Origin of the sequence: Alcaligenes phenolicus (assembly GCF_032063905.1) — a bacterium.
In the GTDB taxonomy this organism is placed as follows: Bacteria; Pseudomonadota; Gammaproteobacteria; order Burkholderiales; family Burkholderiaceae_B; genus Alcaligenes; species Alcaligenes phenolicus.
Genome location: NZ_DAMBOE010000004.1, coordinates 218,747 through 242,667 on the forward strand (window position 1 = coordinate 218,747; position 23,921 = coordinate 242,667).

Genomic DNA, 23,921 nt, shown 5'->3' on the forward strand with positions numbered 1-23,921 from the left:
AGAAAACGTGTCAGAGGACAGATTTTTAATGGGAGCGATGATGAATCCACACGATACCTCTTTTAAGCTGGCGTTTATCGGCGCGGGCAATATGGCCAGTGCCTTGGCGGCTGGTTTAATTGGGAAACGCTGCGGCGGCTCGGACGTTTTGGCGATTGATATTTACCCGCCCGCCCTGGAGTCCTGGGCCCAGCAGGGAGTACAAACCACCCATGAACCCGGCCCGGCCTTGGCCAAGCAGCGTATATGGGTTTTTGCCGTCAAGCCCCAGGTCATGAAAGAAACCGTGCTGGCCTGCAAACCCTATCTGCAAGAGGACACCCTGGTGATCAGCGTGGCCGCTGGCATTCCGGCAACCGCTCTGGCCCAATGGCTGGGCGAACCCGGCCAGCCGTACCAGCGTGTAATCCGCTGTATGCCCAATACCCCGGCGTTTATTGGTTGTGGCATTACCGGCCTGATGGCCCTGGAACAAGTGGATGAAAGCGATAAAGCCATTGCGCAGCAATTGTTGAAATCCGTGGGGGAAGTGGTCTGGGTTGAAAACGATGCGGCCATTGATGCCGTCACAGCGGTTTCAGGCAGTGGTCCAGCTTACGTGTTTTTGTTTATCGAAGCTTTGATCAAAGCCGGTATCGAGCAAGGTTTGTCGCCAGAACAGGCCCGCCAGCTGTCCCTGGCAACGCTGCACGGTGCTACCCAGTTGGCCACCTTGTCGCCGGAAGAACCCTCGGTCTTGCGCGAGCGCGTCACCTCCAAAGGGGGTACTACGGCAGCCGCCCTGAATATCTTTAACGAAGGCGGCTTTACACCCCTGGTCCAAAAAGCAGTCAATGCCGCCAAAGTGCGTGCCGGAGAGCTGGCCCAAGAGTTCTCCTGATCCCCGGATTACTCCCTATAGCATCGTCAAAAATTGATATAACGCAATAAAAAAGCAGTAAAACAAAGAGCAGGGGAGTTCTCAAGGGAGCTCCTCTTTTCTTTTATAAATAAGGCTTTTAGTATGCGAGCGGGTTTTGGAAACACCCTGTTAACAATGCGTCGTTATTTTTAAAATAAATAAGCAGGGCGCTAGGGCTTATACGAAGTGACAAGTTTTAGGCGGCTCCCCCAAAATGGGTTCCCCTGGAGCATAACAATGCCTATCCAGACCCCAGAATAAGCACTTTCTAAAAAGCAATGCCGGGAACCCCCGGCCTCGGGAGACAGCTGCTATGACCTTTACTCGACGCTTTACCCCCGCTCTGACCGCCTTGGCCACCGTACTGGCCATGGGCACTGCCTATGCGGCGGACACCATCAAAATTGGTATCCCTCAACCCATGACTGGTCCCTCCACCCAATATGGTGACCAAATCCAGGCCGGTGCATTAACCGCGATTGACGCGATTAACGCAGCAGGGGGTGTCAAAGGCAAAAAGCTGGAAGCCGTCCTGATTGACGATGCGTGCGAACCCAAACAGGCCGTGCCTGCAGCCAACCGTGTGGTGAACTCCGGCGCGAAATTCGCCGTAGCCCACGCGTGCTCGGGCACCACGGTGCCTGCCGTAAACATTTACGAGCAGGAAGGCATTGTGGCGATTACTCCCGGTGCGACCTCGCCTCTGGTCACCGACACCATCAAGCCCCATTACTTTTTCCGCACCATTGGCCGTGACGACCAGCAAGGCCCCTTTGCGGCCGACTACATTGCTGACGTCCTCAAGCCCAAGAGCATTGCCGTCCTGCACGACAAGCAGACTTACGGCTCCGGCGTTGCCACGCAAGTGCGCGACGCGCTCAAGAAAAAGAACATGAATATTGTCATGTACGAGGGCATTAACGTCGGTGACAGTGATTACTCGGCCGTAATCACCAAGCTCAAGGGCGTGAACCCCGACCTGATTTATTTCGGTGGTTACCATGCCGAGCTGGGCCTGCTGCTGCGTCAGGCGCGTGAACAAGGCATGACCAACACCTTCATGGGTCCGGAAGGCGTTGCCAACCGCGATCTGGTTGCCATTGCCGGTCCGGCAGTGGAAGGTTTGCTGGTGACCTTGCCAACCGACTTCACCAAGATGCCGGCCAACAAGGATGTGATGGAAAACTTCAGCAAATACAAGCGCAATCCTAACGGGGCCTTTACCTTCCCGGCCTACGCGGCCGTGCAAATTATTGCCGATACGATCAACGCGGTAGGCGAAGATTCGACCAAGGGCGCCGACTACATGCACGCAAATGCGTTCGATACCGCCATTGGCAAGGTAGAATACGACGCCAAGGGTGATTTGAAGCATTTCGAATTTGCCGTTTTCAAGTGGGATAAAGAAGGTAACTTTGATCTAGTTGAGAAATAAGACTGGATTATGTGCCCCCGCTCTTTACGAAGAACGGGGGCATTGCTTTTGGATGCCCACAAAGCCTCAGAACAAAACGACGGACTCAACGGAAAAAAACAAGCATGTCTGATTTACTCCCTCAGATCGTGCAGCAGCTGTTCAATGGATTATCCTTGGGCGCTATTTATGCACTGATCGCCATCGGCTACACAATGGTCTATGGCATTATCGGAATGATTAACTTTGCCCACGGCGAGATCTACATGATCGGTGCCTATGTCGGGCTGGTAACCCTGACTGCGATTGGCGTAGGCTCGGGTCTGCCCATCTGGCTGATCATTCTTATCATGTTGCTGGTTGCCATCCTGGTAACCGCTGTTTACGGCTATGCGATTGAAAAAGTTGCCTATGCGCCGCTGCGTGGCAGCCCTCGGCTGGTCCCGCTGATCTCGGCCATTGGTATGTCCATTTTCTTGCAGAACTGGGTTGCCCTGGGCCAAGGCGCACGCGATATGGCAGTGCCCACCTTGCTGTCCGGCTCCTTCCAGTTCAGCTTGGGCGCAGACGGCTTTACCGTCACGGCGCCTTACTCACGCGTCATGATCATTGTCGTGACCGTGGTGCTGATGATCATGCTCAGCCTCTACATCAAATACTCGCGTCTGGGTCGCGCCTCGCGTGCATGTTCACAAGACTTGCGCATGGCCAACCTGCTGGGTATCGACACCAATAAAATCATCTCCTTTACCTTTGTCATCGGCGCCATGCTGGCTGCCGTGGGCGGCGTGCTGATTGCCACCGCCATTGGCAAGCTGAACCCCTTCATCGGCTTTATTGCCGGTATCAAGGCCTTTACGGCAGCCGTGCTGGGCGGTATTGGCAGCATCCCGGGCGCCATGCTGGGCGGTGTCCTGCTAGGTCTGGCAGAAACCTTTGCCGCTGCCTTTATTTCGTCGCAGTACAAGGACATCGTGGCCTTTTTACTGTTGGTCTTTATCCTGCTGTTCCGCCCAACGGGCCTGCTGGGCAAACCCGAGGTGGAGAAAGTCTGATGATGAACCGCTTTAGCAATGCATTTATCGCCGCTGTCCTGGCAGGCATTATTGTGGCTCCCGTCTTTGGCCTGCAAATTGTGCGCGCCGGGATGAACACCCATCTGGAAAGCGATTGGCAGATCATTCTGATCGGTATGGCACTGGTCTTTGTGGTCCAGCTGATCCGTCCTAACGTCAATCGCACCAAGATACGTGAAAGCCGCTGGACGCTGCCCAAACTGAGCATGCAGCACAAGAAGATCCTGCTGTACATCGTGATCGCTTGTGCCGTGGTCTGGCCCTTTTTTGGTGGCCGTGCCCAGGTGGATATTGCCACCCTGGTGCTGATCTACATCATGCTGGGCCTGGGGCTGAATATCGTGGTGGGCTTTGCTGGCCTGCTGGACCTGGGTTTTGTGGGCTTTTACGCTGTGGGTGCCTACACTTACGCCTTGCTCTATCACTATGCAGGCTGGGGCTTCTGGGAAGCACTGCCATTAGCGGGTGGAATGGCGGCCCTGTTCGGCTTCCTGCTGGGTTTCCCCGTGCTGCGCTTGCGTGGCGACTATCTGGCTATCGTCACCCTGGGTTTTGGTGAAATCATTCGCCTCTTGCTCATCAATATGTATGACCTGACCGGTGGCCCGGACGGCATCTCCGGTATCCCCAAGCCAACCGTGTTCGGTTTCCCCATGGCACGCCGTGCGCCAGAAGGGCAGACCACCTTCCATGATCTGATGGGCTGGACCTTCAGCAACCAGGACGTGGTGGTGTATCTGTATTTGATGGCCCTGGCGCTGGCCCTGATCACCTTGCTGGTCTCCAGCCGTGTGGTGCGCATGCCTATTGGCCGTGCCTGGGAAGCCCTGCGCGAGGACGAGATTGCTTGCCGCTCGCTGGGTCTGAACCCCACTTCCATCAAACTGTCCGCCTTTACCATGGGCGCCATGTTTGCCGGTTTTGGTGGTGCTTTCTTTGCCGCCCGTCAGGGTCTGGTCAACCCAGAGTCCTTCACCTTTATTGAATCCGCCTTGATCCTGGCCATCGTGGTGCTGGGTGGTATGGGTTCACAAATCGGCGTCATTCTGGCTGCTATTGTGCTAACAGTGGTCCCTGAATTGGCCCGAGAGTTCGCGGAGTATCGGATGTTGATTTTTGGTCTGGTCATGGTGGCCATGATGGTTTGGCGTCCACAGGGCTTGCTGCCTGTGCAACGTCCTCATGTGGAGTTGCGTACATGAGCCCATTACTCCGAGTCTCAGATCTGTCGATGCGTTTTGGTGGCTTGCTGGCGGTGGATTCCGTCAGCTTCGATGTGGCTAAAGACGAAGTGTTTGCCATCATCGGCCCCAACGGTGCCGGTAAAACCACGGTATTTAACTGCGTAGGCGGCTTTTACAAACCCACCTCCGGTTCCGTCACCCTGGAAGACCAGCCCATCCACGGCCTGTCCAGCCACAAAGTGGCACAAAAAGGCCTGGTACGTACCTTCCAGAACGTGCGTCTGTTCAAGAAACTGACGGTACTGGAGAACCTGCTGGTTGCCCAGCACAGCCAGCTAAAGGCCGGTTTTTTGTCCGGTCTGCTGAACCTGTCACGCTACAAGCAGTCCGAAAAGGAAGCTAAAGAGCGTGCGGTGACATGGCTGGACTTCATGGGCCTGACCGATCTGGCCAACCGTGAAGCGGGCAACCTGGCCTACGGCCACCAGCGCCGCCTGGAAATTGCACGTTGCATGATCACCCAGCCGCGCTTGCTGATGCTGGACGAACCTGCTGCGGGCCTGAATCCCCAAGAGAAACGTGATCTGCAAGCTCTAATCGACCAACTGCGCCGCGAATTTGGCGTGGCCGTCCTGCTGATCGAGCACGATATGAGCCTGGTTATGGGCGTATCAGACCGGATCCTGGTTATGGAATATGGCAAACCCATTGCCACCGGCCTGCCGGAGGAAGTGCGCAATGATCCGCGCGTCATCAAAGCCTATCTGGGGGAAGAATAAGTGCTGAAGCTGGACTCCGTATCTACCCATTACGGCGCTATTCAGGCGCTGGATCAAGTTAGCGTGGACGTGAATCAGGGCGAGATCGTCACCCTGATTGGCGCGAACGGCGCTGGCAAAACCACCTTGCTCATGACCGTTTGCGGCTCGCCCCGAGCCAGCTCGGGAAGCATCAGCTTCATGGGCGAGGACATCACCCACGCCGACACGCACCGCATCATGCGCAAGGGCATCGCCATCTCTCCCGAAGGCCGTCGCGTCTTTCCAGACCTGACCGTATCGGAAAACCTGAAGATGGGTGGTTTCTTTCTGAACCGCAGCGAGATCGACGAAGGGGAGGAACACGTCTACAAACTGTTCCCCCGCCTGAAAGAGCGCTCTGCGCAACGAGCAGGAACCATGTCAGGTGGTGAGCAGCAAATGCTGGCCATCGGCCGTGCACTGATGAGCAAACCGTCCTTGCTGCTGCTGGACGAACCTACGCTGGGCCTGGCCCCGCTGATCATCGCGCAGATCTTCGACATCATCCGTACCATTCGCGATGAAGGCGTGACGGTGTTTCTTGTAGAGCAGAACGCCAACAAGGCCCTGCAAGTCGCAGACCGTGGCTATGTGCTGGAAACCGGCAAAGTCGTGATGCAGGATACCGGTGCCAACCTGCTGGCGAATCCGGATATTCGGAAGGCCTATTTGGGGGCTTAAACAGCCAGCGAATGCAGCCTTAAAGCGGTAGCGCGTCATTGATTTAAAACACCGCTTTAATTTACGTGCTTGAAAAAAAACCTGAATCGCAGCTTTTGCTGGATTCAGGTTTTTTTACTCTGGTGACAAATCAGGACAAGGCCATTCGCACCAGAACTAAAAGCTATCGATATGCTTGCCGTACGCTTCAGGGGAGTAGAACACGACAACATCCCCTGAAGGCTTATATCGCTAATTGCGAAACGACTTAATCCTTCAACAAGCCTTCGCCACGCAGTGCCGCCTTCACACCTTCGTTCTGCTCCATGCGAGCAAAGAAGGCGTTCAGGTTCTTCATGCCAGACAGATCCAGCTTCATCAGAGCAGCCCAGCGCAGTACCACGTACAGGTAAGCATCAGCCACGGACAAGGAGCCCGACAAGGTTTCTTTGCCTTCCAGGTGCTTGTCGATCACTCCCAGTTGCTTGGTCAGCAGGGCAGCGGTCTTGGCTTTGACTTCAGCCTGGGTTGCTTCCTGATCCGCGTAGCGATGCGTACCGAACACCACACCCACGTTGCGGTGGATTTCGGCGTTCAGGAAGGCCAGCCAACGGCGGGCTTCAAAGCGTTGTTCGATGGTGCTGCCAATCAAATTGGCTTGCGGGTTCTTCTCGTTCAGGTACTCCAGAATAGCGATGCTTTGAGTCAGGACCAGATCACCGTCCACCAGAACCGGCACAGCGCCGTTGGGGTTCAGTTTCAGGAATTCTTCTTGTTGCAGCTCGTCGCGGCTGACGCGCTGGGATTCAAACGGCTTGCCTATCCACTCCAATGCAATGCGGGTCACCAAAGGACAAGCACCAGTCATGTAATACAGTTTCATAAGTTCTCTTTCCAAAAGTGCGATAAACAAAATGGCGCGAGCTTGTCGCGCCACTCCAAAATCATCGAGGCTGCAGGTGGCGAGCCAGGAAGCGCTCCATACGCTCGTAAAACTCGAACTTGTTCTCGTCGTTATGGAAGCCGTGGCCTTCGTTATCCTTGACCATGTACTCCACATCCACACCACGCGCTTTCAAAGCGGCAACCATCTGGTCACTTTCTGCCTTGTTCACCCGTGGGTCGTGTGCGCCCTGGGCGATAAATAAGGGAGTACGGATCTTGTCGGCGTGCAAAACGGGGGAGTTGGCTTCCAGCAGCTCTTTATCCTTTTCCGGATCACCTACCATGGCGTGCATTTTCACCAGCAAGGGCTTCCAGTACGGCGGGATGGTATTCATGAAGGTCAGCAAGTTGGATACACCCACATAGTCCACTGCCGCGGCGTACAAGTCCGGGGTTTTCACGATACCGGCCAAAGTCGCATAGCCACCGTAGCTGGCGCCGTAAATGGCGATGCGCTTGGGGTCAGCAATCTTTTGATCGATCAGCCACTGAACGCCATCGGTAATGTCGTCCTGCATGCTCAGGCCCCATTGCTTGAAACCCGCTTCCCAGAACTTGCGACCATAACCGGTCGAACTACGGAAGTTGATTTGCAAGACGGCGTAGCCACGGTTGGCCAGGAACTGCACCTCGGGGTTAAAACCCCAGTAATCGCGCGCCCACGGGCCGCCGTGCGGGTTGATGACCACAGGCAGATTACGGCTGGGGACACCCAAAGGCAGGCTCAGGTAGCCGTGAATCTTCATGCCGTCACGTGCCGTAAATTCGATAGGGTGCATGACCGCCATATCGCTTTCAGGCAAGGCGCTGTTGATTACAGCCAGTTTGTGCAAGCTATTGCTGTCCACATCGTAAAGGTAGCGTGAACCTGGATTGCGATCGCTGTAGCTGGCCACAATCATTTTCTTTTCATCGCGTGTGATGGACTGAATGCTGATCTCGTAGCCCGGCAATTGGCGGGCGATGGCGGCGTGGATTTTCTCGCTGTGCTCGTCAAAGAAATGCTGACCGGGTTTGTCGGTGTAGTAATCCACCGAAGTCAGCACCTGACGCAGGCGAGAATAGCCAGCTCCCATCAGATCGTGATCGGGTAATTCGTAGATTTTTTCTTCTTCATCCGGCTTGGCAGGGTCAATCAAGACCAAGGCCAGGGTGTCGCGACCACGGTTGCTCAAGGCGTAGAAGCGCTGATTATCGGCATGAAAAAAGAGGGGGCTGACTTCCGTGCGGAAGTCCGTTTGCAAAATGCTGCGGAACGGCTCGGAATCGCTGTCGCGATAACGCAGTTCGGAATCCACACCCGAGATCGAAATCGCCATGCGCACACGACCTTGGTGGTCTGTGCTCCAGCCCAGTACATCACCGGGGTTCTCGGCCGCCAGCGTGCTTTCACCGGTCAGGACATTGACCTTGTAGACGTCGAACACTTCCGGATTACGGCCGTTGTGCGATACCAGAATATGCTCCGGGTCGTCCGGCAAATCGTCCTGCACCCCGGCACGTACCCCTTCCAGCGGCGTCAGGTCCGTGACTTTGCCAGTCAGCACGTTTACGGCCAGAACGTGATAGTTCTCGTCGCCGTTCACGTCCTTGGCATAAATAACGGTCTCATCGCCTTTCCAGAAGTACTCGGCAATATCGCGCTGATGTTCGGCGGTGACGCGGCGAGCCTCGCCCACAGGCTCACTGCCTTTTAACTCTTGCACAAAAATATTCTGACGGGCGGGGTGACCGTCGATCTTGACGGGCTCCATAAAGCCGATCATGCGCCCCTGATCCGAAATCCGGAAACCGCTACGCTTGGGATTCTGAAAGAAATCCCGAATGTCGTACAGTGGGGGGGTGGTGCTCGCGACGTTATCCGGTATCAGGACGTGGGCGCCCAAAGAGAGCAAGAGGGACAAGAGCATAAGCAATAACCTATAAAACAGGGTTATGAGGGTGAGACCAGGGACAAGCCTGTATCAATCCCATTACTATATCGGATGATGGTCCCAAGCAAAGGCAAGAACCCTCTGAAAATAGGGCCAGAATGCCAGGGGCAGCTCAAGGACAAGGACAGGCATGACTTCTTTGACTCGTATCGTTTTTCTGGATAGGGAAACACTGTCAGACAGCGTAGAGCTGCCGCAGGTTCCCTTTAAGCATGAACTGCAAGTTTACGGACGTACCACTCCCGATCAAGTGGCCGAACGTATTGCCGATGCCGACATTGTCATCAGCAATAAAGTGGCTCTACGCCGCGAGCATTTGCAGGCCGCGCCCAACTTGAAAATGATCGCATTGGCCGCCACGGGTAGCGACAATATTGATCTGGATGCCGCCCGTGAACGCGGCATTGTTGTCAGCAATATCCGCGACTACGCCGTGCGCAGTGTTCCGGAGCACGTTTTTGCCCTGATCTTTGCCTTGCGCCGCAATATCTGCGTCTACCGCCAGTCCGTCAAGGAAGGCCGCTGGCAAGATGCCCAGCAGTTCTGTTATTTTGACTATCCCATCCGTGATCTGGCAGGCTCCACCTTAGGACTGATTGGCTCTGGCTCTTTGGGGCAGGCCGTCGCCACCATGGGTCGAGCCCTGGGCATGAAAGTCATCTTTGCTCAACGCCGTGGCCAGACCATCGTCAGCAATGCGGATGACCGCTTGCCCTTTGAGCAAGTGCTGGAGCAAGCCGACGTCCTCTCCCTGCATTGCCCCCTGACTGCTGAAACACAGAACATGCTGGGCATGGCCGAGTTTGAGCGTATGGCCCCACGCCGTCCCTTGCTGATCAATACAGCCCGTGGCGGGTTGATCGACAATCAGGCACTGGAGCACGCCTTGCGCCAGGGCTGGCTGGGTGGTGCAGGCATTGATGTTTGCACGCCCGAGCCGCCGCCCGCTGACCATATCCTGATGCGCTTGTTAGACTTACCCAATTACATTTTGACGCCGCATATAGGCTGGGCCAGTCAGGAGGCCATGCAGGCTCTGGCAAACCAGTTGATCGAAAACATTGTTGCTTTCCACCGCGGCCAAGCACGCCATACGCTGTAAATAATGACTGATTTAAGCTCCTACCAAGCCAATTTCTCCCTCGCTGGTCGCTGTGCTCTAGTGACCGGCTCGTCCGCCGGCCTGGGCCTGGAAATCGTCCGTGCCTACGCCGCCCATGGCGCCCATGTGATTCTGCATGGCCGTAAGACCAGCAAACTCCTGCCCCTTGCCAACGAGCTTGAAGCTGGCGGTGCCCAGGTGGATACCTGGGAGCACGATCTGGCCGATCTGGACTCCTTGCCAGATTCCTATCAAGCCCTGTGCCAGCGCGTCGGCACTCCCGATATTCTGGTGAACAATGTGGGCGTGCGACTACGTAGCCGCTTGCAGGATGCCGATTGGGACGATGTGGAGCATTTGCTGAATGTAGACCTGCTGGCCACGCTGAAACTGTCCAAGTACGCGGCCCAAGCCATGCTCAAGGCTCAGACCCGGCACGGCCGTATTGTGACCCTGACCTCCATTGCAGGCCCGCTGGCTCGCCCCGGCGATGCCATTTACCCGGTTGCCAAGCAGGGTCTGGCCGGCATGGTACGAGCACTGGCCGTAGAATTTGGCGGGCAGGGCATTACCAGCAATGGCATCGCCCCCGGTACCTTTGCCACGGAGAGCAATGCGGCATTAGCCCAAGACCCCGTCAAAGGCCCATTAGTGGTTGGCCGCAACCCCTTGGGACGCTGGGCCAAGCCGGACGAAATCCGCGCTGCTGCTGTGTTTTTAGCCTCTCCGGCTGCTTCCTATGTCAATGGCCATATCGTGGTTGTAGACGGCGGATTCTCCATTACTTTCTGATTGTTCCTGATCATGCCGCTACCTCGTCCCATCCGCATCGCGATCAATGGCTATGGCCGCATCGGCCGCTGCCTGCTGCGTGCCATTTACGAACCCCCACGAGGCCAGGAGTTTGATGTCGTGGTCATTAACGAGCCCGCCACCATAGCCACCATGGCGTATCTGACGCGCTTTGATTCGACCCATGGCGTGTTTCCGGCACAGGTAGAGCACAACGAGCACGAGCTGATTGTGGGGGGTAAGGCCATCCGGGTGCTGCATGAAACCGACCCGAAATCCATAGACTGGGCGGCGCTGGATCTGGACATGCTGATCGAATGCAGTGGTGCCTTTGGCAGTCGAGCCCAGCTGCAGCAATTTCTGGACGCCGGTTGCCCGCGTGTGCTGGTGTCCAATCCCGGCAATAGTGCCCAGGACGTGGATTTCACCGCTGTGCTGGGTATTAACCATGAACTGTTGCAAGGCGACGAGCGGATTGTCTCCAACGCCTCCTGCACCACCAATGCCATCATTCCGGTTCTGGCTGAGCTGGATAAGACTTTCGGCATACGCCACGCCTTTTTAAGCACGCTGCACTCGGTAATGAACGATCAACCCATGATCGACGGCTACCACAGCAGCGATCTGGCCCGCACCCGTTCCGCCTTGCAATCCATGATCCCGGTCTCCACGGGGCTGGCGACCGGCGTAGAGCGCTTGTTACCGCAGCTAAAGGGCAAAGTTCAGGCCAAATCCATACGCGTTCCTATCTTGAACGTGTCCGCCATTGATCTGATGGTCAACCTGGAGCGCGACACCAGCCGGGACGAAATCAACCAACTGTTCCAGAAAGCGGCGCAGCAATGGCCTGGTATTCTGGACTATTCCGATCAGGCCCATGCCTCGATCGACTTCAATCACAATCCACACTCTGCAGTCGTGGACGGCTCGCAAACCCGAACCAATGGGGACGGGCTGGTCAATATGCTGGTCTGGTTTGACAACGAATGGGGGTTTTCCAACCGCATGCTTGATATTGCCTGTGTGTGGGCTGCGCGCTTCTTGCGCCAGCCGTGAACACCCCATTTTCAAACTGAACTGTCTTCCGAATTCTTACAGGAGCCATGATGAGTACGACACGTATTGAACAGGATTCCATGGGAACCATTGAGGTTCCCGCCGACCACTATTGGGGCGCGCAGACACAGCGCTCGATCCAGAACTTCCCGATTGGCCGTGACCGCTTCCAGTGGGGCCGCAGCATGATCGAGTCGCTGGGCATCTTGAAAAAATCCACAGCCCTGGCCAACCAGGAACTGGGCGAGTTGCCCGATGAACTGGCCCAGCTGATTGTCAAAGCGGCAGATGAAGTGATTGCAGGCCAGTGGGATACCGAGTTTCCGCTGGTGGTGTTCCAGACCGGTTCTGGCACACAAAGCAATATGAACGTGAACGAGGTGATCTCCAACCGCGCCATTGAACTGGCTGGTGGCGAGAAAGGCAGCAAAAAGCCTGTTCACCCGAATGATCACGTAAACCGCGGCCAGTCCTCCAACGATACCTTCCCCACCGCCATGTACATTGCCGTGGGTCTGGAATGTCAGCGCCGCCTGCGCAAAGACGTAGGCCAGTTGCGCGACACCCTGGCCGCCAAAGCCAAACAATTCAACAGCATTGTGAAAACCGGCCGTACCCACTTGCAAGATGCCACGCCCATCACGCTGGGCCAGGAAATTGGTGCCTGGGTGGCGCAGATTGATTTCGGCCTGCAAACCGTGGACAAGGCTCTGGACGGTATCTACCAACTGGCGATTGGCGGCACCGCCGTGGGTACGGGTCTGAACGCCCATCCCCAGTTTGGCGAACGCACAGCAGCCCATATTGCCAAGATCACAGGCCTGCCATTCCAGGCGGCTGAAAACAAGTTCTTTGCGCTGTCGGCTCACGACGCGCTGGTGAACCTGTCCGCCTCCCTGCGTACCCTGGCCGGTGCCTTGATGAAGATGGCCAACGACGTGCGTTGGCTGGCCAGCGGCCCTCGATGCGGGATTGGCGAGCTGCAAATCCCCGAGAACGAACCCGGCTCCTCCATCATGCCCGGCAAGGTCAACCCTACTCAGTGCGAGGCGCTGACCATGGTGGCCGTACAGGTCTACGGTAACGACGCGGCGGTGGGCTTTGCTGGCAGCCAAGGCAATTTCCAGCTGAACGTCTACAAGCCTGTGATGGTGCACAATGTGCTGGAAAGCATTGCTCTGATCAGCGACGCATGCCTGGCCTTTGACGAGCATTGCGCTCAAGGTCTGGAGCCTGTCATGGAAAAGATCCAGCACAATCTGGACCAGAACCTGATGCTGGTCACCGCCCTGAACCGTCACATCGGCTACGACAAGGCCGCCTACATCGCCAAGACAGCCCACAAGGAAGGTCTGACCCTGCGTGAGTCCGCCCTGAAATCCGGCTATCTGACTAACGAGCAGTACGATCAGTGGATTGTGCCACTGGATATGACCCACCCAGGCTAAATTCAGCCTCGCTTGTGCTTGAGCGTATTCGCCCCTTCAATGGGGCGAATACGTAAACAGCGTAGCCATTTGTCCCTATGAAAGAGTAGGGGAGTGTTCCATCCCACCTATCTGCCTTTCACTGCCTTATGCGTATAAAGAAAACCTTCAGTTTGTCCTCTGCATTTGCAGCCACCGTGCTGGGTCTGGCCGTAGCCACGGCCTCAGTATCGGCCCAGGCACAATCTGAACCTGTTCCTGCCATCAGCGGGCCGGCTATCTCGGTCGAGACCCTGGTCAGTGGGTTGGAACACCCTTGGGCCATGGCATTTTTACCCAATAATGCCGGCATTCTGATTACCGAACGGCCAGGCCGCCTGCGTGTTTGGACTCAAGAAAACGGTTTATCCGAACCGATTGCCGGTGTGCCTAAAATCCATGCGCAATCCCAGGGTGGTTTGCTGGATGTGGCTCTGGCCCCGGATTTTTTCCGTAGCCGCCGTATTTATCTGGCTTATGCCGAGCGCCGCGACAAACAAAACTCGGCCACCACCGTCGGTTATGGCGTGCTGTCGTCGGACCTGAAACGTATCGACGCCTTCCGCCCGATTTTCCGTCAGGAACCCGCCTTGTCCACCGGACAGCACTATGGTGTGCGCATGGCCTTTGATCCGGGTGGACGAGACCTGTACATCGCCCTGGGCGAGAACAATCAGCCAGCCACGGCTCAACAACTAGATCACCTGCAAGGTAAAGTTGTGCGTATTCGCCCGGATGGCATTGTGCCGCGCGACAATCCTTTCCGCAGTCAACGTGGTGCTCGAGCAGAAATCTGGAGCTACGGCCACCGTAACCCGCAAGGCATGGCCTGGAACCCCTGGACAAACGAGTTGTGGGTAGCTGAACATGGCCCGCAAGGCGGCGATGAACTGAACCGGATTCAAGCCGGTGCCAACTATGGCTGGCCTTTGCGTACCGAAGGGCAAGGCTATGACGGCAAACCCATTCCCAACGCCAGCTCCACACCGCTTGAGGGGTTGACCGAACCCTTCCACTACTGGTCAGTCTCGCCCGCCATCAGCGGCATGGCTTTCTATAACAACGAACGCGTCCCGGACTGGCAGCACAGCCTGTTTGTAGGTGCCTTGAAAGAACGAGCCTTGATTCGTCTGGAGTTTGACGAAGAGGATGGCCACATCGTCGGTGAAGAGCGCTTGCTGCAAGACTTGAAGCAGCGTATCCGAGATGTGCGTGTCGGGCCGGATGGCGATGTTTATGTGCTGACCGACGAAAGCAACGGCCAGCTACTGCGCATTCAGCCCAAGTCCTGAACCTTTAAACGGGTTTGCGACTGCGCGTCGCAATAAAACTGGGCAGGTATTTCTCGATCTCAAAGCGTGGGGCGGGGTGCATTTCTTCGATGTAATCGACCAGATACAAACCCGCTTCCAGCTGCCCGCCAATCTGCTGGGCCAAGGAGTGCCCAAAAATCAAAGGCTCCATGCGTGCCTGCTTGGCGTGCCGTGCTTCGGTGTCCAGGCTGCTCAAATCCGAGTAAGGCACGGTGAATTTGGGGCGTATCAAGCCTTGCTGAGCGTAGCTGGGGTCTCGGTCTGCAATAAACACAGCCGGATTAAAGAAGCTGGACAGCAAATGCCCACCCGGACGCAGAACACGAGCGCATTCTTTCCAGACCAGGCTGATATCAGGCACGTATTGGTTAGAGACCGGGTGCAAGATCAGATCAAAACTCTCGGCGCCCAAAGCGCGACAAATCGCACATATCACCTTGTTCGATCTGCAAGGACAAGCCATCACGCTCGGCCACCATACGGTCTTTATCCAGTTGTCCGGCCGACAGATCAAACACCGTTACCGAGGCACCGGCAGCGGCCAGAATGGGTGCTTGCTGCCCACCCGCACTGGCCAGGCACAGAACGGATTTGCCTTGAACACCACTTAACCAATCCGCAGGAACAGGTGAGGGCAGCAAATGCACTTGCCATTGCCCGCGACGGGCTTGTTCAACCTGCTCGCTGCTGACAGGTAAGGACCGGGGGCTTTCTGTTTGCGCTTGTTTGTCCCAGGCGCGGGCATTGTGATCGAGTAAAGAGGGATCTGACATAAGTAATTCTTTTATAGTCACTATCACTGTATTGAAACACAGCCCTATCTTGCCCGGTGGCGAACTGGCGATTTTTCTTATGCCCTCAGGCTCTAAAGAAAACGCCAATCCTCGGTTTAAGACTATAAAAAAGGCCGTCTCAAGGACGGCCTGCACAAACTGAACAGTCAGTTCAATTACTTGATCAAGGTTACTGGCACATTCACCAGGCTCAGCACCTTGGTCGTGACCGAACCCAGAACCAGGCCGGGCAGGGCGCTCAGGCCGCGCGTACCCATAACAATGTGATCGATCTGGTTCTTCTCTACATAGTCTTTAATCGTTTGGGCGGCGTTACCGGCAATAATGCTTTCCTTGATTTTCAGGGGAGAACCGGCCAGCACGGAACGGGCAGGCAGGAGCGCATTGCTGCCTTCGTCCTGGTAGTAAGCCTGCAGCACATCTTCCGAGAAAAAGCGTTTGACGTTACCCGACACGATCGGAGTAGGAACAGCCAGCACGTGCAAAGTGGCTTCTGGTTTGCCCGTTAGGATGTCCACGGCGGTTTTCAAAGCACGAGTGGAAGCATCAGACCCATCGACAGGAACGAGAACATTAAGCATGAAGACCTCTTGTAGTGTGTGAACTGTTTAAGTATGAAGCAATAACTTCTACTAGGACATTACAGAATAAGCGCGCAGACCAGCTTGATCAGTATCAAGGCCCACCGCTATTTGCTAAAGACTGTTCTATCATAACCGTATGATCTCGGTGTGGATGCCACATCACCCCGTTTATATGCGGAAAAAAAACAAGCGCCACATCCCTTCGTCCCATCATTCCTTGAGCCCGTTTTTCTTAGGAGATATCCCTCATGAGCTTGAAGCAGATACTGGTCTGTACGGCCCTGTTCAGTGCCGGTTTCAGCGCCCAGGCGGCCGAGGCCAGCTTTGACTCGGTCAAGGATGTGCTGACCAGAAATGCTTGTTTGTCCTGCCATACCGTAGACAGAAAAGTGGTCGGTCCCGCCTATAAGGACATAGCCAACATGCGCAAGGACGATCCAGCCAACGATGAAGTCATTGCCCAGCATATCCGTCAAGGCAGCAAGGGCGTCTATGGACCGCTGCCCATGCCTGCGAATGCAGCCATTTCTGATGCCGACATCAAGGCGGTGGTGGATTGGATCATGGCGGGTGCGCCAAAAGAGTAAGCAGTGTGTTTACACAATGGGAAACGGTCATCCAGGGATGGCCGTTTTTCTTGCCTGTTCATCTGCCCAGGGCTGTGGTTTTCCATGTAATCCGGCGACCATCATTTTGATGTGTGGAGACATGCGTGTCTGGTGGGTCAACGACCAAGCTAGGAAATCCCATGGCAATAAAAAAGCCTGGGTGCATCAACAGCCAGGCTTTTTTCTACAGCATCAGATCAACTTAAAGACTGTCATCCCGCCTCATCTTTTTAGCGTACTGCAATGGCTGGAAGCTCCAGGCCATAATCGCAACCAGAACCGCCATGGCCGCATGCAACATCCAGCCTGCCTGAAAGCCATTGCTCATTTCACGCAACTGCACGCTGATCATGGGAAAGAGGGCGGCAATCGGAAAGCCACCGCCTTGCATCAAGGCACTCAAGGTCCCGGCACGGGCTGCATCCGGAAAGTGGTCCAGAGCCACCAACAGCAGCAAGGAAAAGCAGCCCCCCAAGCCGATGCCGATAATAATCGCCCAGAGATAGGGGGCCATATCGGGAATATAGGCAAAGGCCAGGAAGCCCACGACCTGACACGCCAACGCCAGCCATACCCACATGCGGCGATCTTTATTCTTGGCCGCCAAGGTAGGCAGGCCAAAGGCGGCAATGGCTTGTGCCACCGACAGGACCGCCACCAGGCTACCGCTGGCTTCAGCCGTCCAGCCCCGGTCTTGATAGAACGTCGCCAGCCAGGTCACCAAAGAGGCATAGCCGCCATTGATCAGGCCAAAACACACAATCAAGGTCCAAGTGCGAGGGCGAGCCAGCAAGGACAGGGACGGGGGAGACAAATTCGCACCCGGAGCTTCACGCGGCACCACTTTCCAGGCAATCCACAAGGCTACGCTGATCGGCAAGGCCCAGAAAGCCAGAGCGATACGCCAGCTATCCGTCAAGGAGCTGACCCACGGCGTAATCTGCGCACCCAAAGCCCCCCCACCCATCAAGGTCGCGGAGTAAACTCCGGTGACCTGAGCGATATGGCGCGGAAACTGTTCCTTGATCAAACCGGGCATCCCCGCTTGCAGCAAGGACACGCCCAAACCACAGATCAGCGCTGTTGCAATCAGACTGGCCCCATTAGGCACAAACCAGCGCAGCACACAGCCCAGGCACAGCAAGAGAAGGGAAGTAATCAGCACATGGCGCAGTGCCAGAACGCGCCGCAAGGAGGGCATGCAGAAAGCGCCCAGTCCCATCACCATCATGGGCAGCAAAGTCAGCCAGGCCAGGCTGCTCAGGGGCATGTTCAAACCTTGGGCCACCTGTCGTGCCAAGGTGCCGCTGGAGGTCAGAAAAGGGCGCAGGTTCAAGCCGACCAGAATGACGAAAGCCAGCCACAAAGCTGGGCTGGCTTGAACACCCGTCGACGACGGGGCAGTCTGAGTAGAAGACATAAAATCGTTATTGTTGTGATTAGAAGAAAAATGCAGCCGCCGAGTCGGCGACGTTCAAGGATTCGCGCCAGCCTGTTCCAGAATCTCGGCCATCTCAGTCTGGCTACGCTGGCGAGCCAGGCTCAAGGGCCGCACTCCCTGACGATCCGGCAGGTTCACATCCGCTCCGGCCTTGATCAGCAAACGCAGCACTTCCTGGTGTGCCGGCCCGCCATCAGAGAGCACAATCGCCTCATGCAAGGCAGTCCAGCCCAAGTAATTCACATGGTTAGGGTCAACCCCCGCCGCCAGTAAAAGGCGCACGACATCGACATAACCGTGCTCAGCCGCTGGAATCAGCGCCGTACCACCATAACGGTTCACGCTACGCAGATCGGCTCCGTTTTCCAGAGTCATGCGCAGGATTTCCAGACGACCTTGTGCACCCGCAACCAAATAAGGACTGTCGTGAATGGAGTCGGCCTGATTTACATCCGCACCGGCGCGTATCAACTGGCGGGCAATATCAATATGGTTCAACCACGTTGCACGTAACAAGGGGCTTTGCCCTTGATCGTCGCTGACACTGACGCTGGCGCGAGCCCGCTTTTCTGAAAGAATCTCGCGCACTTTGGCGCTATCGCCTTGCTCTACCGCTTCCAGCAATACTGTTTGTGACCACACACTGCCACTCCCCAAGGCCAAGCTCATCACCATTCCAGCCAGCAAGCTTTGCAGTCCTACTTTCATGCGCTTCCCTCCGTCATGGCATTGGCCCCACAGGACCAAACGTTTATAAATAGCATAGATAGGCCTTGGGCAACACCGATTCATAAGCATACTGCTTATTTTCTTACGGATAAGCTTGACCGGCTGCGGCTACATCCAGTTCGGGTTGAGACATCAATCTATCCAGCTCGCTACGCAGATAATTAAGGAACACGCGCGTCTTTTGTGGCATCAGACGCGAGGGGAGCAAAGCCAGAATAGGGAAGGGCGCAAACTCCCAATCCGGCAAGACACGCTCCAGGTGTGCGCAATCCGGATCCAATTTTCGCTCCAGCAAGGAAGAGGCGGTAATACCCAGGTCATGCACGGCCAGTTTGCGCATCATGATGGCGTTATTGACGGTAATGGAACCTTCCACAATCGCGTCATAGCGCTCCTGATTCGGACCACGCAAGGACCAGACTCGATCCGAGCTGGCGGGGCGGGCACAAATACAAGTATGACCTGCCAGTTCAGAAGGATGCTTGGGTCGCCCCTTGCGGTCCAGATAGTTGCGGGTGGCATACAGCCCCAGACGAATCTGTCCTAACATGGTGGCCACCGCGCTGGAGTCAGGCTGGGCACCCACACGGATGACGCAATCGTAGTTGTCGGCCTGCAAATCAATAGGCCGTATGGTCAGGTCAAACTCCAGCTCAATATCCGGATACTGTTGATTAAAGCCCCGGATAATGGCGGGCATCAGCACAATGCTGAAACTGGCAGGCATGGAAACCCGCAAACGTCCTTTGGGGGTCTGAGCCACATCCAGCAATTGTTCATGAGCCAGACGAGCCTGTTCGACGACAGCCAGGCAGCGCTCGAAATACACTTGTCCCGCGTCGGTCACATCAACATTGCGCGTGCTGCGTTTGAGCAGGGCCACACCCACTTCTTTTTCCAGTTCGCGGATACGGCGTGACACGGTGGAAACCGGCATTCCCAGGGCTTGGGCAGCACGGCTAAAGTGGCGGGCACGAGCCACTTCCACGAAGATCGCGATGTCGTTGAGCAGGGGCCCGGCGATAATGGTACTCATTTGAATTGTTCCATGAATGGAAATACGTTTGCAATATTAAGGGTTTTTACTAGGCTTAGAAAGGCTCATACTCCATCTAACGATTCGCTGAACACAACAGCGAACCACCGAAAAACACACCGTAGATTTGGAGTAAATAATGAAAAACATCGCACGCGCAACTATCGCCAGCCTGATTCTTGGTGCTACCGCTTTGAGCGGCACTGCCATGGCAGCCACCAACAATGTCGCTACCGGCGAAAACCTGAACTACCCAGCAATTGAATCGACCGACGCTCCTTTGAGCCGTCAGCAAGTGGTTCAGGAACTGGCTGCTGCTCAAGAGCAAGGCTACATTAGCACGGGTTCCATGGGCGACTACCCACGTATCGATACCCGCTCCGAGCTGAGCCGTGATCAGGTTGCAGCAGAAGCCAAAGACTGGAACAACAACAACGGCACCTTTGTTGCTTACTAAGCTGCTGATTGATCCCTAATTAGTCGTAGTTCCCCCTTGAAACGCCTCTTCGGAGGCGTTTTTTTTATCAGCTGTTGACCTTCCCATCGGGTCAAGCCCTAAAGTGGCTTCATTGACGATCCATTGAAGGGTGATTTCGATGACAAGCAGCGCTTCAAACAAGGGCTCACGCCTGACTTTAGATGTGGAAGGCATGACATGTGCTTCCTGCGTCAGTCGGGTTGAAAAAATTATTGGCAAAGTCCCCGGTGTGCAGTCGGCCCAGGTCAATCTGGCCACCAACAAGGCCACCGTGGAATTTGAGGGTGCCGCCCCGGTCGACGCCATTATGCAGGCAGTGGAAAAGGGTGGTTACAAAATTTCCCAGCAAGACATTGTGCTGGACGTGCAGGACATGACCTGCGCCTCCTGCGTGGGCCGGGTTGAAAAGGCCTTGCTGAAAGTGCCGGGCGTACAAAAAGCCTCGGTCAATCTGGCAACCGCCAAAGCCCATGTGCAAGTAGCGCAGGGTGTGAAAGCTCCTGAGCTGATTCAGGCGGTAAGCAAAGCCGGCTATCCCGCCAGCCTTGCCGAGGCGGCTGTCACAAATGACCAGTTCGAGCGTGCCGAGCAAACCTACGAAACGCTGCGCAAGCGTTTCTGGCTGGCGACGGTGCTGGCCTTGCCCGTTTTCATTCTGGAAATGGGCGGCCATATGGTGCCTGCTTTCCATCATTGGGTAGCCAGCACCATAGGTACACAAAACAGCTGGCTGATTCAGTTTGTACTGACCACGCTGGTCTTGCTGTTCCCAGGCCGCGAGTTCTACACCAAAGGGATTCCTGTTCTCTTGCGTGGTGGGCCCGACATGAACTCGCTGGTCGCTGTGGGCACCCTGGCAGCTTACAGCTTCTCGCTGGTGGCTACCTTTGCACCACAATGGCTGCCTTCCGAATCCGTCTATGTGTACTTTGAAGCGGCCGCTGTCATCGTCGCCCTGATTTTGCTGGGCCGTGTCATGGAAGCGCGCGCCAAAGGTCGCACGTCTGAAGCCATTCAACGCCTGCTCAGCCTGCAGCCACCTACCGCTCGTGTACGCCGCGACGGTCAGGAAATCGAGCTGCCTTTAGCAGATCTGCATACGGGCGATGTCGTGCTGGTTCGCCCCGGCGAGCGTATCCCGGTTGATGGCGATGTTCTTGCCGGTCAGAGCTATGTGGATGAATCCATGGTGACGGGCGAATCCATTGCGGTGTCCAAATCCCAGGGTGATAAAGTCATTGGCGGCACGGTGAACCAAAAAGGTTCGCTGGAATTTGAGGCTACCGCCGTGGGGCAGGACACCGTACTGGCCAATATTGTTTCCATGGTTGAGCAGGCCCAAGGCTCCAAGCTGCCTATTCAAGCCGTGGTCGACAAAATCACGCTGTGGTTTGTACCCGCCGTCATGACACTGGCTGTCTTGACCGCCATTGTCTGGCTGATTTTTGGCCCATCGCCCGCATTGAGCTTTGCACTGGTCAATGCCGTCGCTGTGCTGATTATTGCTTGCCCCTGCGCCATGGGCCTGGCCACACCGACCTCCATCATGGTGGGAACGGGCCGAGCCGCACAGGCTGGCGTTCTGTTCCGTAAAGGGGACTCTCTGCAAGCACTGCGCGATGTGAAAGTCGTTGCCGTGGATAAAACCGGCACCCTGACCAAAGGCGCGCCCGAACTGACCGACTTTGTCTGCGCTCCCGGGGAAAACCAGGATCAGGCTTTGGCTGCCATTGCCGCTCTGGAAAACTACTCCGAGCACCCGATTGCCCAAGCCATCGTCAGCGCCGCCAAGGACAAGCAAATCACGCTGCCTAAAGCCGAGCAATTTGAATCCCTGACAGGCTTGGGCGTCACCGCCCAGATTGGTGCCGACCAATGGCATGTGGGCGCAGACCGCTTGATGACACAGCTAGGCGCAGACCTGTCTGCCTTTACCGAGCAAGCCCAGACCCTGGCCCAGGACGGCAAAACCCCCATGTACGCCGCCCGTAACAAGCAAGTGATTGCCTTGCTGGCCGTAGCTGACCCCATCAAAGAAACCACCCCGCAGGCCATCGAGCAACTGCACGCCCGTGGCATCAAGGTCGTCATGATTACTGGTGATAACCGCCACACGGCCAATGCCATTGCCCGCCGTCTGAACATTGACGAAGTGGTGGCAGAAGTCATGCCTGAAGGCAAGGTACAAGCGGTCCAGGCCTTGCGCGACAGCCATCAGCATCTGGCCTATGTCGGTGATGGCATTAACGACGCCCCCGCTCTGGCCGTCGCTGACGTGGGGATTGCGATTGGCACCGGGACGGACATCGCCATTGAAGCCGCCGATGTGGTCCTGATGTCGGGCGATATGCAAGGCGTAGTCACCGCGATTGCCTTGTCCCACGCCACCATGCGCAATATCCGTCAAAACCTGTTCTGGGCCTTTGCCTACAACGTGGCACTGATTCCGGTAGCGGCCGGCGTGCTGTATCCCTTTAACGGCACCTTGCTCTCGCCCATGTTTGCCGCAGGCGCCATGGCCTTGTCCAGCGTCTTTGTGGTCAGCAATGCCTTGCGTTTGCGTCGGGTGAAGCTGAGCTAAAATCAGGGCCGTGCTTATCATAAGCACGGCCTTATTTTTCTCCAGTCCTCTCCTTCATGCGCCAAGCTCGCTGAAAACATATAGCGCCAGGCATCGGGGCCCAGATCACGCAGCAAAAATCCGGCCGCATAGGAGCAGGCATAACCAGCCACCCAGGCAATGGCCATGATGCTCAACAAACGGCCCCGAAAACGCACGGGCGAGAGCTCGTTCAACAGTGCTTTACTGACCACATAATCAAAGCCCAGCACCACCCCCAGCGCAAAGCGCAACAAGAGCATTTGCCAGGCTTCGGTGACAAAAAACTGGGCAATCGAGAGCACGGCGGCAAACAGCATGTCCCATGCAAAAATCTTGCGTCGACCCACTCGGTCCACAATCACGCCCGACACCAGGCTCCCCAGGAACAGGCCAGCCAAGGCCGCTGCTCCCAACAAACCCATCCAGACGGCATTCAGGTTCAGCGGTACAGCCGCCAGGGCAATGGCCAAACCAATATAGCCACGGCTATGCCAATTCTAAAAATCAGACCATTTCGAGCATATGGGTATCGTGCATTTTCCGGCTCAAGCCTTGATAGCAAGGAATCCATCTTGCTTGGCTCACCCCAGGGAAGAAATCTCTTCATCCGCTAGCGTCAGACCCAGCCCCGCCCCCTGGATCACCGCCACTGACGCCCTTTAAAACCTGTTGTTTTAAAAGCAAGCCTTTTTATTCCTGTTTTCAACCATAGGCAAAAACCCTTAGTTGCATTTATTTAAATTTAAAACAATTAGATCTTTTATCAAAAGTTTCAATGTTAACTTTATTGTTCTAAAAAATATCTCGATCAAGCCTTACATATTTCAGTTCCAGCAAGAAAGACCTGTCAACAAAAAAGGGAGAGATTATGCGCAAACCACGGTTTCAGCACAAATTGACCTATTCAATACTGATACAAGCGCTATCCATGGGGCTATTAGCCAGTTCCATTTCACCCACCGTTAATGCTGCAATGTTGCACCTTTCTGGAGATCTAACGGGAAGC

Annotated in this window: 24 protein-coding genes; 14 read left to right on the forward strand and 10 right to left on the reverse strand. The window is 55.7% G+C overall.

Annotated elements, in window-relative coordinates; translation table 11 throughout:
* Positions 1–40 precede the first annotated feature (40 nt).
* The 6 genes from proC to U2949_RS10645 all read left to right on the forward strand — a co-directional run bounded on the left by proC (position 41) and on the right by U2949_RS10645 (position 6,056).
* Complete coding sequence (gene proC / locus U2949_RS10620) at positions 41–880, forward strand: pyrroline-5-carboxylate reductase (RefSeq protein WP_321287628.1); 840 nt, start codon at positions 41–43, stop codon at positions 878–880.
* A 334-nt stretch (positions 881–1,214) separates the two neighbouring features.
* The gene (locus U2949_RS10625) at positions 1,215–2,336 is read left to right on the forward strand and encodes a high-affinity branched-chain amino acid ABC transporter substrate-binding protein (protein ID WP_321287630.1); all 1,122 of its coding nucleotides are present in this window, start codon (positions 1,215–1,217) and stop codon (positions 2,334–2,336) included.
* A gap of 104 nt (positions 2,337–2,440) precedes the next feature.
* On the forward strand, positions 2,441–3,370 hold the full coding sequence (livH, locus tag U2949_RS10630) for a high-affinity branched-chain amino acid ABC transporter permease LivH (RefSeq protein WP_009453959.1): 930 nt from the start codon (positions 2,441–2,443) through the stop codon (positions 3,368–3,370).
* Positions 3,370–4,593 carry a high-affinity branched-chain amino acid ABC transporter permease LivM gene (locus U2949_RS10635; protein WP_021446595.1) on the forward strand — a complete coding sequence of 408 codons (1,224 nt, stop codon included), beginning with the start codon at positions 3,370–3,372 and terminating at the stop codon, positions 4,591–4,593. Before livH ends, U2949_RS10635 begins: the two co-directional genes overlap by 1 nt.
* Positions 4,590–5,354 carry a high-affinity branched-chain amino acid ABC transporter ATP-binding protein LivG gene (gene livG, locus U2949_RS10640; protein ID WP_009453965.1) on the forward strand — a complete coding sequence of 255 codons (765 nt, stop codon included), beginning with the start codon at positions 4,590–4,592 and terminating at the stop codon, positions 5,352–5,354. The genes U2949_RS10635 and livG overlap by 4 nt, the downstream gene beginning before the upstream one ends.
* Complete coding sequence (locus U2949_RS10645) at positions 5,355–6,056, forward strand: ABC transporter ATP-binding protein (RefSeq protein ID WP_026482576.1); 702 nt, start codon at positions 5,355–5,357, stop codon at positions 6,054–6,056. It abuts the gene before it with no gap.
* A gap of 247 nt (positions 6,057–6,303) precedes the next feature.
* On the opposite strand, the gene U2949_RS10650 is transcribed toward U2949_RS10645, so the two are convergent.
* Together U2949_RS10650 and U2949_RS10655 are read right to left on the reverse strand one after the other, a co-directional pair.
* Positions 6,304–6,918 carry a glutathione S-transferase family protein gene (locus tag U2949_RS10650; RefSeq protein WP_060185070.1) on the reverse strand — a complete coding sequence of 205 codons (615 nt, stop codon included), beginning with the start codon at positions 6,916–6,918 and terminating at the stop codon, positions 6,304–6,306.
* Between the two features lie 61 nt (positions 6,919–6,979).
* Positions 6,980–8,890: a S9 family peptidase gene (locus U2949_RS10655; RefSeq protein ID WP_321287634.1), complete on the reverse strand. Its 1,911-nt coding sequence runs from the start codon at positions 8,888–8,890 to the stop codon at positions 6,980–6,982.
* A gap of 154 nt (positions 8,891–9,044) precedes the next feature.
* On the opposite strand from U2949_RS10655, the gene U2949_RS10660 reads away from it, so the two are divergent.
* The 5 genes from U2949_RS10660 to U2949_RS10680 all read left to right on the forward strand — a co-directional run bounded on the left by U2949_RS10660 (position 9,045) and on the right by U2949_RS10680 (position 14,622).
* On the forward strand, positions 9,045–10,016 hold the full coding sequence (locus tag U2949_RS10660) for a D-2-hydroxyacid dehydrogenase (RefSeq protein WP_257724033.1): 972 nt from the start codon (positions 9,045–9,047) through the stop codon (positions 10,014–10,016).
* A 3-nt stretch (positions 10,017–10,019) separates the two neighbouring features.
* Positions 10,020–10,808, forward strand: coding sequence for an SDR family oxidoreductase (locus U2949_RS10665; RefSeq protein ID WP_257724034.1), 789 nt, complete (start codon positions 10,020–10,022; stop codon positions 10,806–10,808).
* Between the two features lie 12 nt (positions 10,809–10,820).
* A complete protein-coding gene (locus U2949_RS10670) occupies positions 10,821–11,864 on the forward strand; it encodes a type I glyceraldehyde-3-phosphate dehydrogenase (RefSeq protein ID WP_321287637.1) in 1,044 nt (347 codons plus the stop codon).
* Between the two features lie 50 nt (positions 11,865–11,914).
* On the forward strand, positions 11,915–13,312 hold the full coding sequence (fumC, locus tag U2949_RS10675) for a class II fumarate hydratase (RefSeq protein WP_026482570.1): 1,398 nt from the start codon (positions 11,915–11,917) through the stop codon (positions 13,310–13,312).
* A gap of 128 nt (positions 13,313–13,440) precedes the next feature.
* The gene (locus U2949_RS10680) at positions 13,441–14,622 is read left to right on the forward strand and encodes a PQQ-dependent sugar dehydrogenase (protein WP_257724036.1); all 1,182 of its coding nucleotides are present in this window, start codon (positions 13,441–13,443) and stop codon (positions 14,620–14,622) included.
* A 4-nt stretch (positions 14,623–14,626) separates the two neighbouring features.
* Here the strand turns inward: U2949_RS10680 and U2949_RS10685 are convergent, their stop codons facing one another.
* The 3 genes from U2949_RS10685 to U2949_RS10695 form a co-directional block, all read right to left on the reverse strand.
* Positions 14,627–15,028: a class I SAM-dependent methyltransferase gene (locus tag U2949_RS10685; RefSeq protein WP_321287640.1), complete on the reverse strand. Its 402-nt coding sequence runs from the start codon at positions 15,026–15,028 to the stop codon at positions 14,627–14,629.
* A 7-nt stretch (positions 15,029–15,035) separates the two neighbouring features.
* On the reverse strand, positions 15,036–15,416 hold the full coding sequence (locus tag U2949_RS10690) for a class I SAM-dependent methyltransferase (RefSeq protein WP_321287642.1): 381 nt from the start codon (positions 15,414–15,416) through the stop codon (positions 15,036–15,038).
* Between the two features lie 176 nt (positions 15,417–15,592).
* Positions 15,593–16,018 (reverse strand): universal stress protein, encoded by a 426-nt coding sequence (locus U2949_RS10695; protein ID WP_026482567.1) that lies wholly within the window; start codon positions 16,016–16,018, stop codon positions 15,593–15,595.
* A 251-nt stretch (positions 16,019–16,269) separates the two neighbouring features.
* Between U2949_RS10695 and U2949_RS10700 the strand changes: the two genes are divergently transcribed.
* Positions 16,270–16,608: a c-type cytochrome gene (locus U2949_RS10700; protein ID WP_321287645.1), complete on the forward strand. Its 339-nt coding sequence runs from the start codon at positions 16,270–16,272 to the stop codon at positions 16,606–16,608.
* A gap of 223 nt (positions 16,609–16,831) precedes the next feature.
* Here U2949_RS10700 and U2949_RS10705 read toward each other — a convergent pair whose 3' ends face one another.
* The 3 genes from U2949_RS10705 to U2949_RS10715 all read right to left on the reverse strand — a co-directional run bounded on the left by U2949_RS10705 (position 16,832) and on the right by U2949_RS10715 (position 19,835).
* Positions 16,832–18,049, reverse strand: coding sequence for a cyanate transporter (locus U2949_RS10705; RefSeq protein ID WP_026482565.1), 1,218 nt, complete (start codon positions 18,047–18,049; stop codon positions 16,832–16,834).
* A 54-nt stretch (positions 18,050–18,103) separates the two neighbouring features.
* Positions 18,104–18,778 (reverse strand): ankyrin repeat domain-containing protein, encoded by a 675-nt coding sequence (locus U2949_RS10710; protein WP_080655453.1) that lies wholly within the window; start codon positions 18,776–18,778, stop codon positions 18,104–18,106.
* Positions 18,779–18,881: 103 nt separating this feature from the next.
* A complete protein-coding gene (locus U2949_RS10715) occupies positions 18,882–19,835 on the reverse strand; it encodes a LysR family transcriptional regulator (RefSeq protein ID WP_026482563.1) in 954 nt (317 codons plus the stop codon).
* Between the two features lie 139 nt (positions 19,836–19,974).
* Here U2949_RS10715 and U2949_RS10720 point away from each other — a divergent pair, with 139 nt between their 5' ends.
* Entirely contained in the window at positions 19,975–20,292 is a 318-nt protein-coding gene (locus U2949_RS10720; RefSeq protein ID WP_026482562.1) for a DUF4148 domain-containing protein, read from the forward strand.
* Between the two features lie 15 nt (positions 20,293–20,307).
* Here U2949_RS10720 and U2949_RS10725 read toward each other — a convergent pair whose 3' ends face one another.
* Positions 20,308–20,487, reverse strand: a complete 180-nt coding sequence (locus U2949_RS10725) for a hypothetical protein (protein ID WP_021446589.1) — start codon at positions 20,485–20,487, stop codon at positions 20,308–20,310.
* Between U2949_RS10725 and U2949_RS10730 the strand changes: the two genes are divergently transcribed.
* Positions 20,486–22,894, forward strand: coding sequence for a heavy metal translocating P-type ATPase (locus U2949_RS10730; RefSeq protein WP_431310824.1), 2,409 nt, complete (start codon positions 20,486–20,488; stop codon positions 22,892–22,894). The two genes, U2949_RS10725 and U2949_RS10730, sit on opposite strands and share 2 nt — an antisense overlap.
* A gap of 17 nt (positions 22,895–22,911) precedes the next feature.
* Here U2949_RS10730 and U2949_RS10735 read toward each other — a convergent pair whose 3' ends face one another.
* Positions 22,912–23,385: an MFS transporter gene (locus U2949_RS10735; RefSeq protein ID WP_026482560.1), complete on the reverse strand. Its 474-nt coding sequence runs from the start codon at positions 23,383–23,385 to the stop codon at positions 22,912–22,914.
* Positions 23,386–23,921 lie beyond the last annotated feature (536 nt).

Bases quoted from the DNA above. Each gene is read 5' to 3' on its own strand.
- proC (WP_321287628.1), top strand. From the start codon at position 41: ATGAATCCACACGATACCTCTTTTAAGCTGGCGTTTATCGGCGCGGGC.
- U2949_RS10625 (WP_321287630.1), top strand. From the start codon at position 1,215: ATGACCTTTACTCGACGCTTTACCCCCGCTCTGACCGCCTTGGCCACC.
- livH (WP_009453959.1), top strand. From the start codon at position 2,441: ATGTCTGATTTACTCCCTCAGATCGTGCAGCAGCTGTTCAATGGATTA.
- U2949_RS10635 (WP_021446595.1), top strand. From the start codon at position 3,370: ATGATGAACCGCTTTAGCAATGCATTTATCGCCGCTGTCCTGGCAGGC.
- livG (WP_009453965.1), top strand. From the start codon at position 4,590: ATGAGCCCATTACTCCGAGTCTCAGATCTGTCGATGCGTTTTGGTGGC.
- U2949_RS10650 (WP_060185070.1), bottom strand. From the start codon at position 6,918: ATGAAACTGTATTACATGACTGGTGCTTGTCCTTTGGTGACCCGCATT.
- U2949_RS10655 (WP_321287634.1), bottom strand. From the start codon at position 8,890: ATGCTCTTGTCCCTCTTGCTCTCTTTGGGCGCCCACGTCCTGATACCG.
- U2949_RS10660 (WP_257724033.1), top strand. From the start codon at position 9,045: ATGACTTCTTTGACTCGTATCGTTTTTCTGGATAGGGAAACACTGTCA.
- U2949_RS10665 (WP_257724034.1), top strand. From the start codon at position 10,020: ATGACTGATTTAAGCTCCTACCAAGCCAATTTCTCCCTCGCTGGTCGC.
- U2949_RS10670 (WP_321287637.1), top strand. From the start codon at position 10,821: ATGCCGCTACCTCGTCCCATCCGCATCGCGATCAATGGCTATGGCCGC.
- fumC (WP_026482570.1), top strand. From the start codon at position 11,915: ATGAGTACGACACGTATTGAACAGGATTCCATGGGAACCATTGAGGTT.
- U2949_RS10680 (WP_257724036.1), top strand. From the start codon at position 13,441: ATGCGTATAAAGAAAACCTTCAGTTTGTCCTCTGCATTTGCAGCCACC.
- U2949_RS10690 (WP_321287642.1), bottom strand. From the start codon at position 15,416: ATGTCAGATCCCTCTTTACTCGATCACAATGCCCGCGCCTGGGACAAA.
- U2949_RS10695 (WP_026482567.1), bottom strand. From the start codon at position 16,018: ATGCTTAATGTTCTCGTTCCTGTCGATGGGTCTGATGCTTCCACTCGT.
- U2949_RS10700 (WP_321287645.1), top strand. From the start codon at position 16,270: ATGAGCTTGAAGCAGATACTGGTCTGTACGGCCCTGTTCAGTGCCGGT.
- U2949_RS10705 (WP_026482565.1), bottom strand. From the start codon at position 18,049: ATGTCTTCTACTCAGACTGCCCCGTCGTCGACGGGTGTTCAAGCCAGC.
- U2949_RS10710 (WP_080655453.1), bottom strand. From the start codon at position 18,778: ATGAAAGTAGGACTGCAAAGCTTGCTGGCTGGAATGGTGATGAGCTTG.
- U2949_RS10715 (WP_026482563.1), bottom strand. From the start codon at position 19,835: ATGAGTACCATTATCGCCGGGCCCCTGCTCAACGACATCGCGATCTTC.
- U2949_RS10720 (WP_026482562.1), top strand. From the start codon at position 19,975: ATGAAAAACATCGCACGCGCAACTATCGCCAGCCTGATTCTTGGTGCT.
- U2949_RS10730 (WP_431310824.1), top strand. From the start codon at position 20,486: ATGACATGTGCTTCCTGCGTCAGTCGGGTTGAAAAAATTATTGGCAAA.
- U2949_RS10725 (WP_021446589.1), bottom strand. From the start codon at position 20,487: ATGCCTTCCACATCTAAAGTCAGGCGTGAGCCCTTGTTTGAAGCGCTG.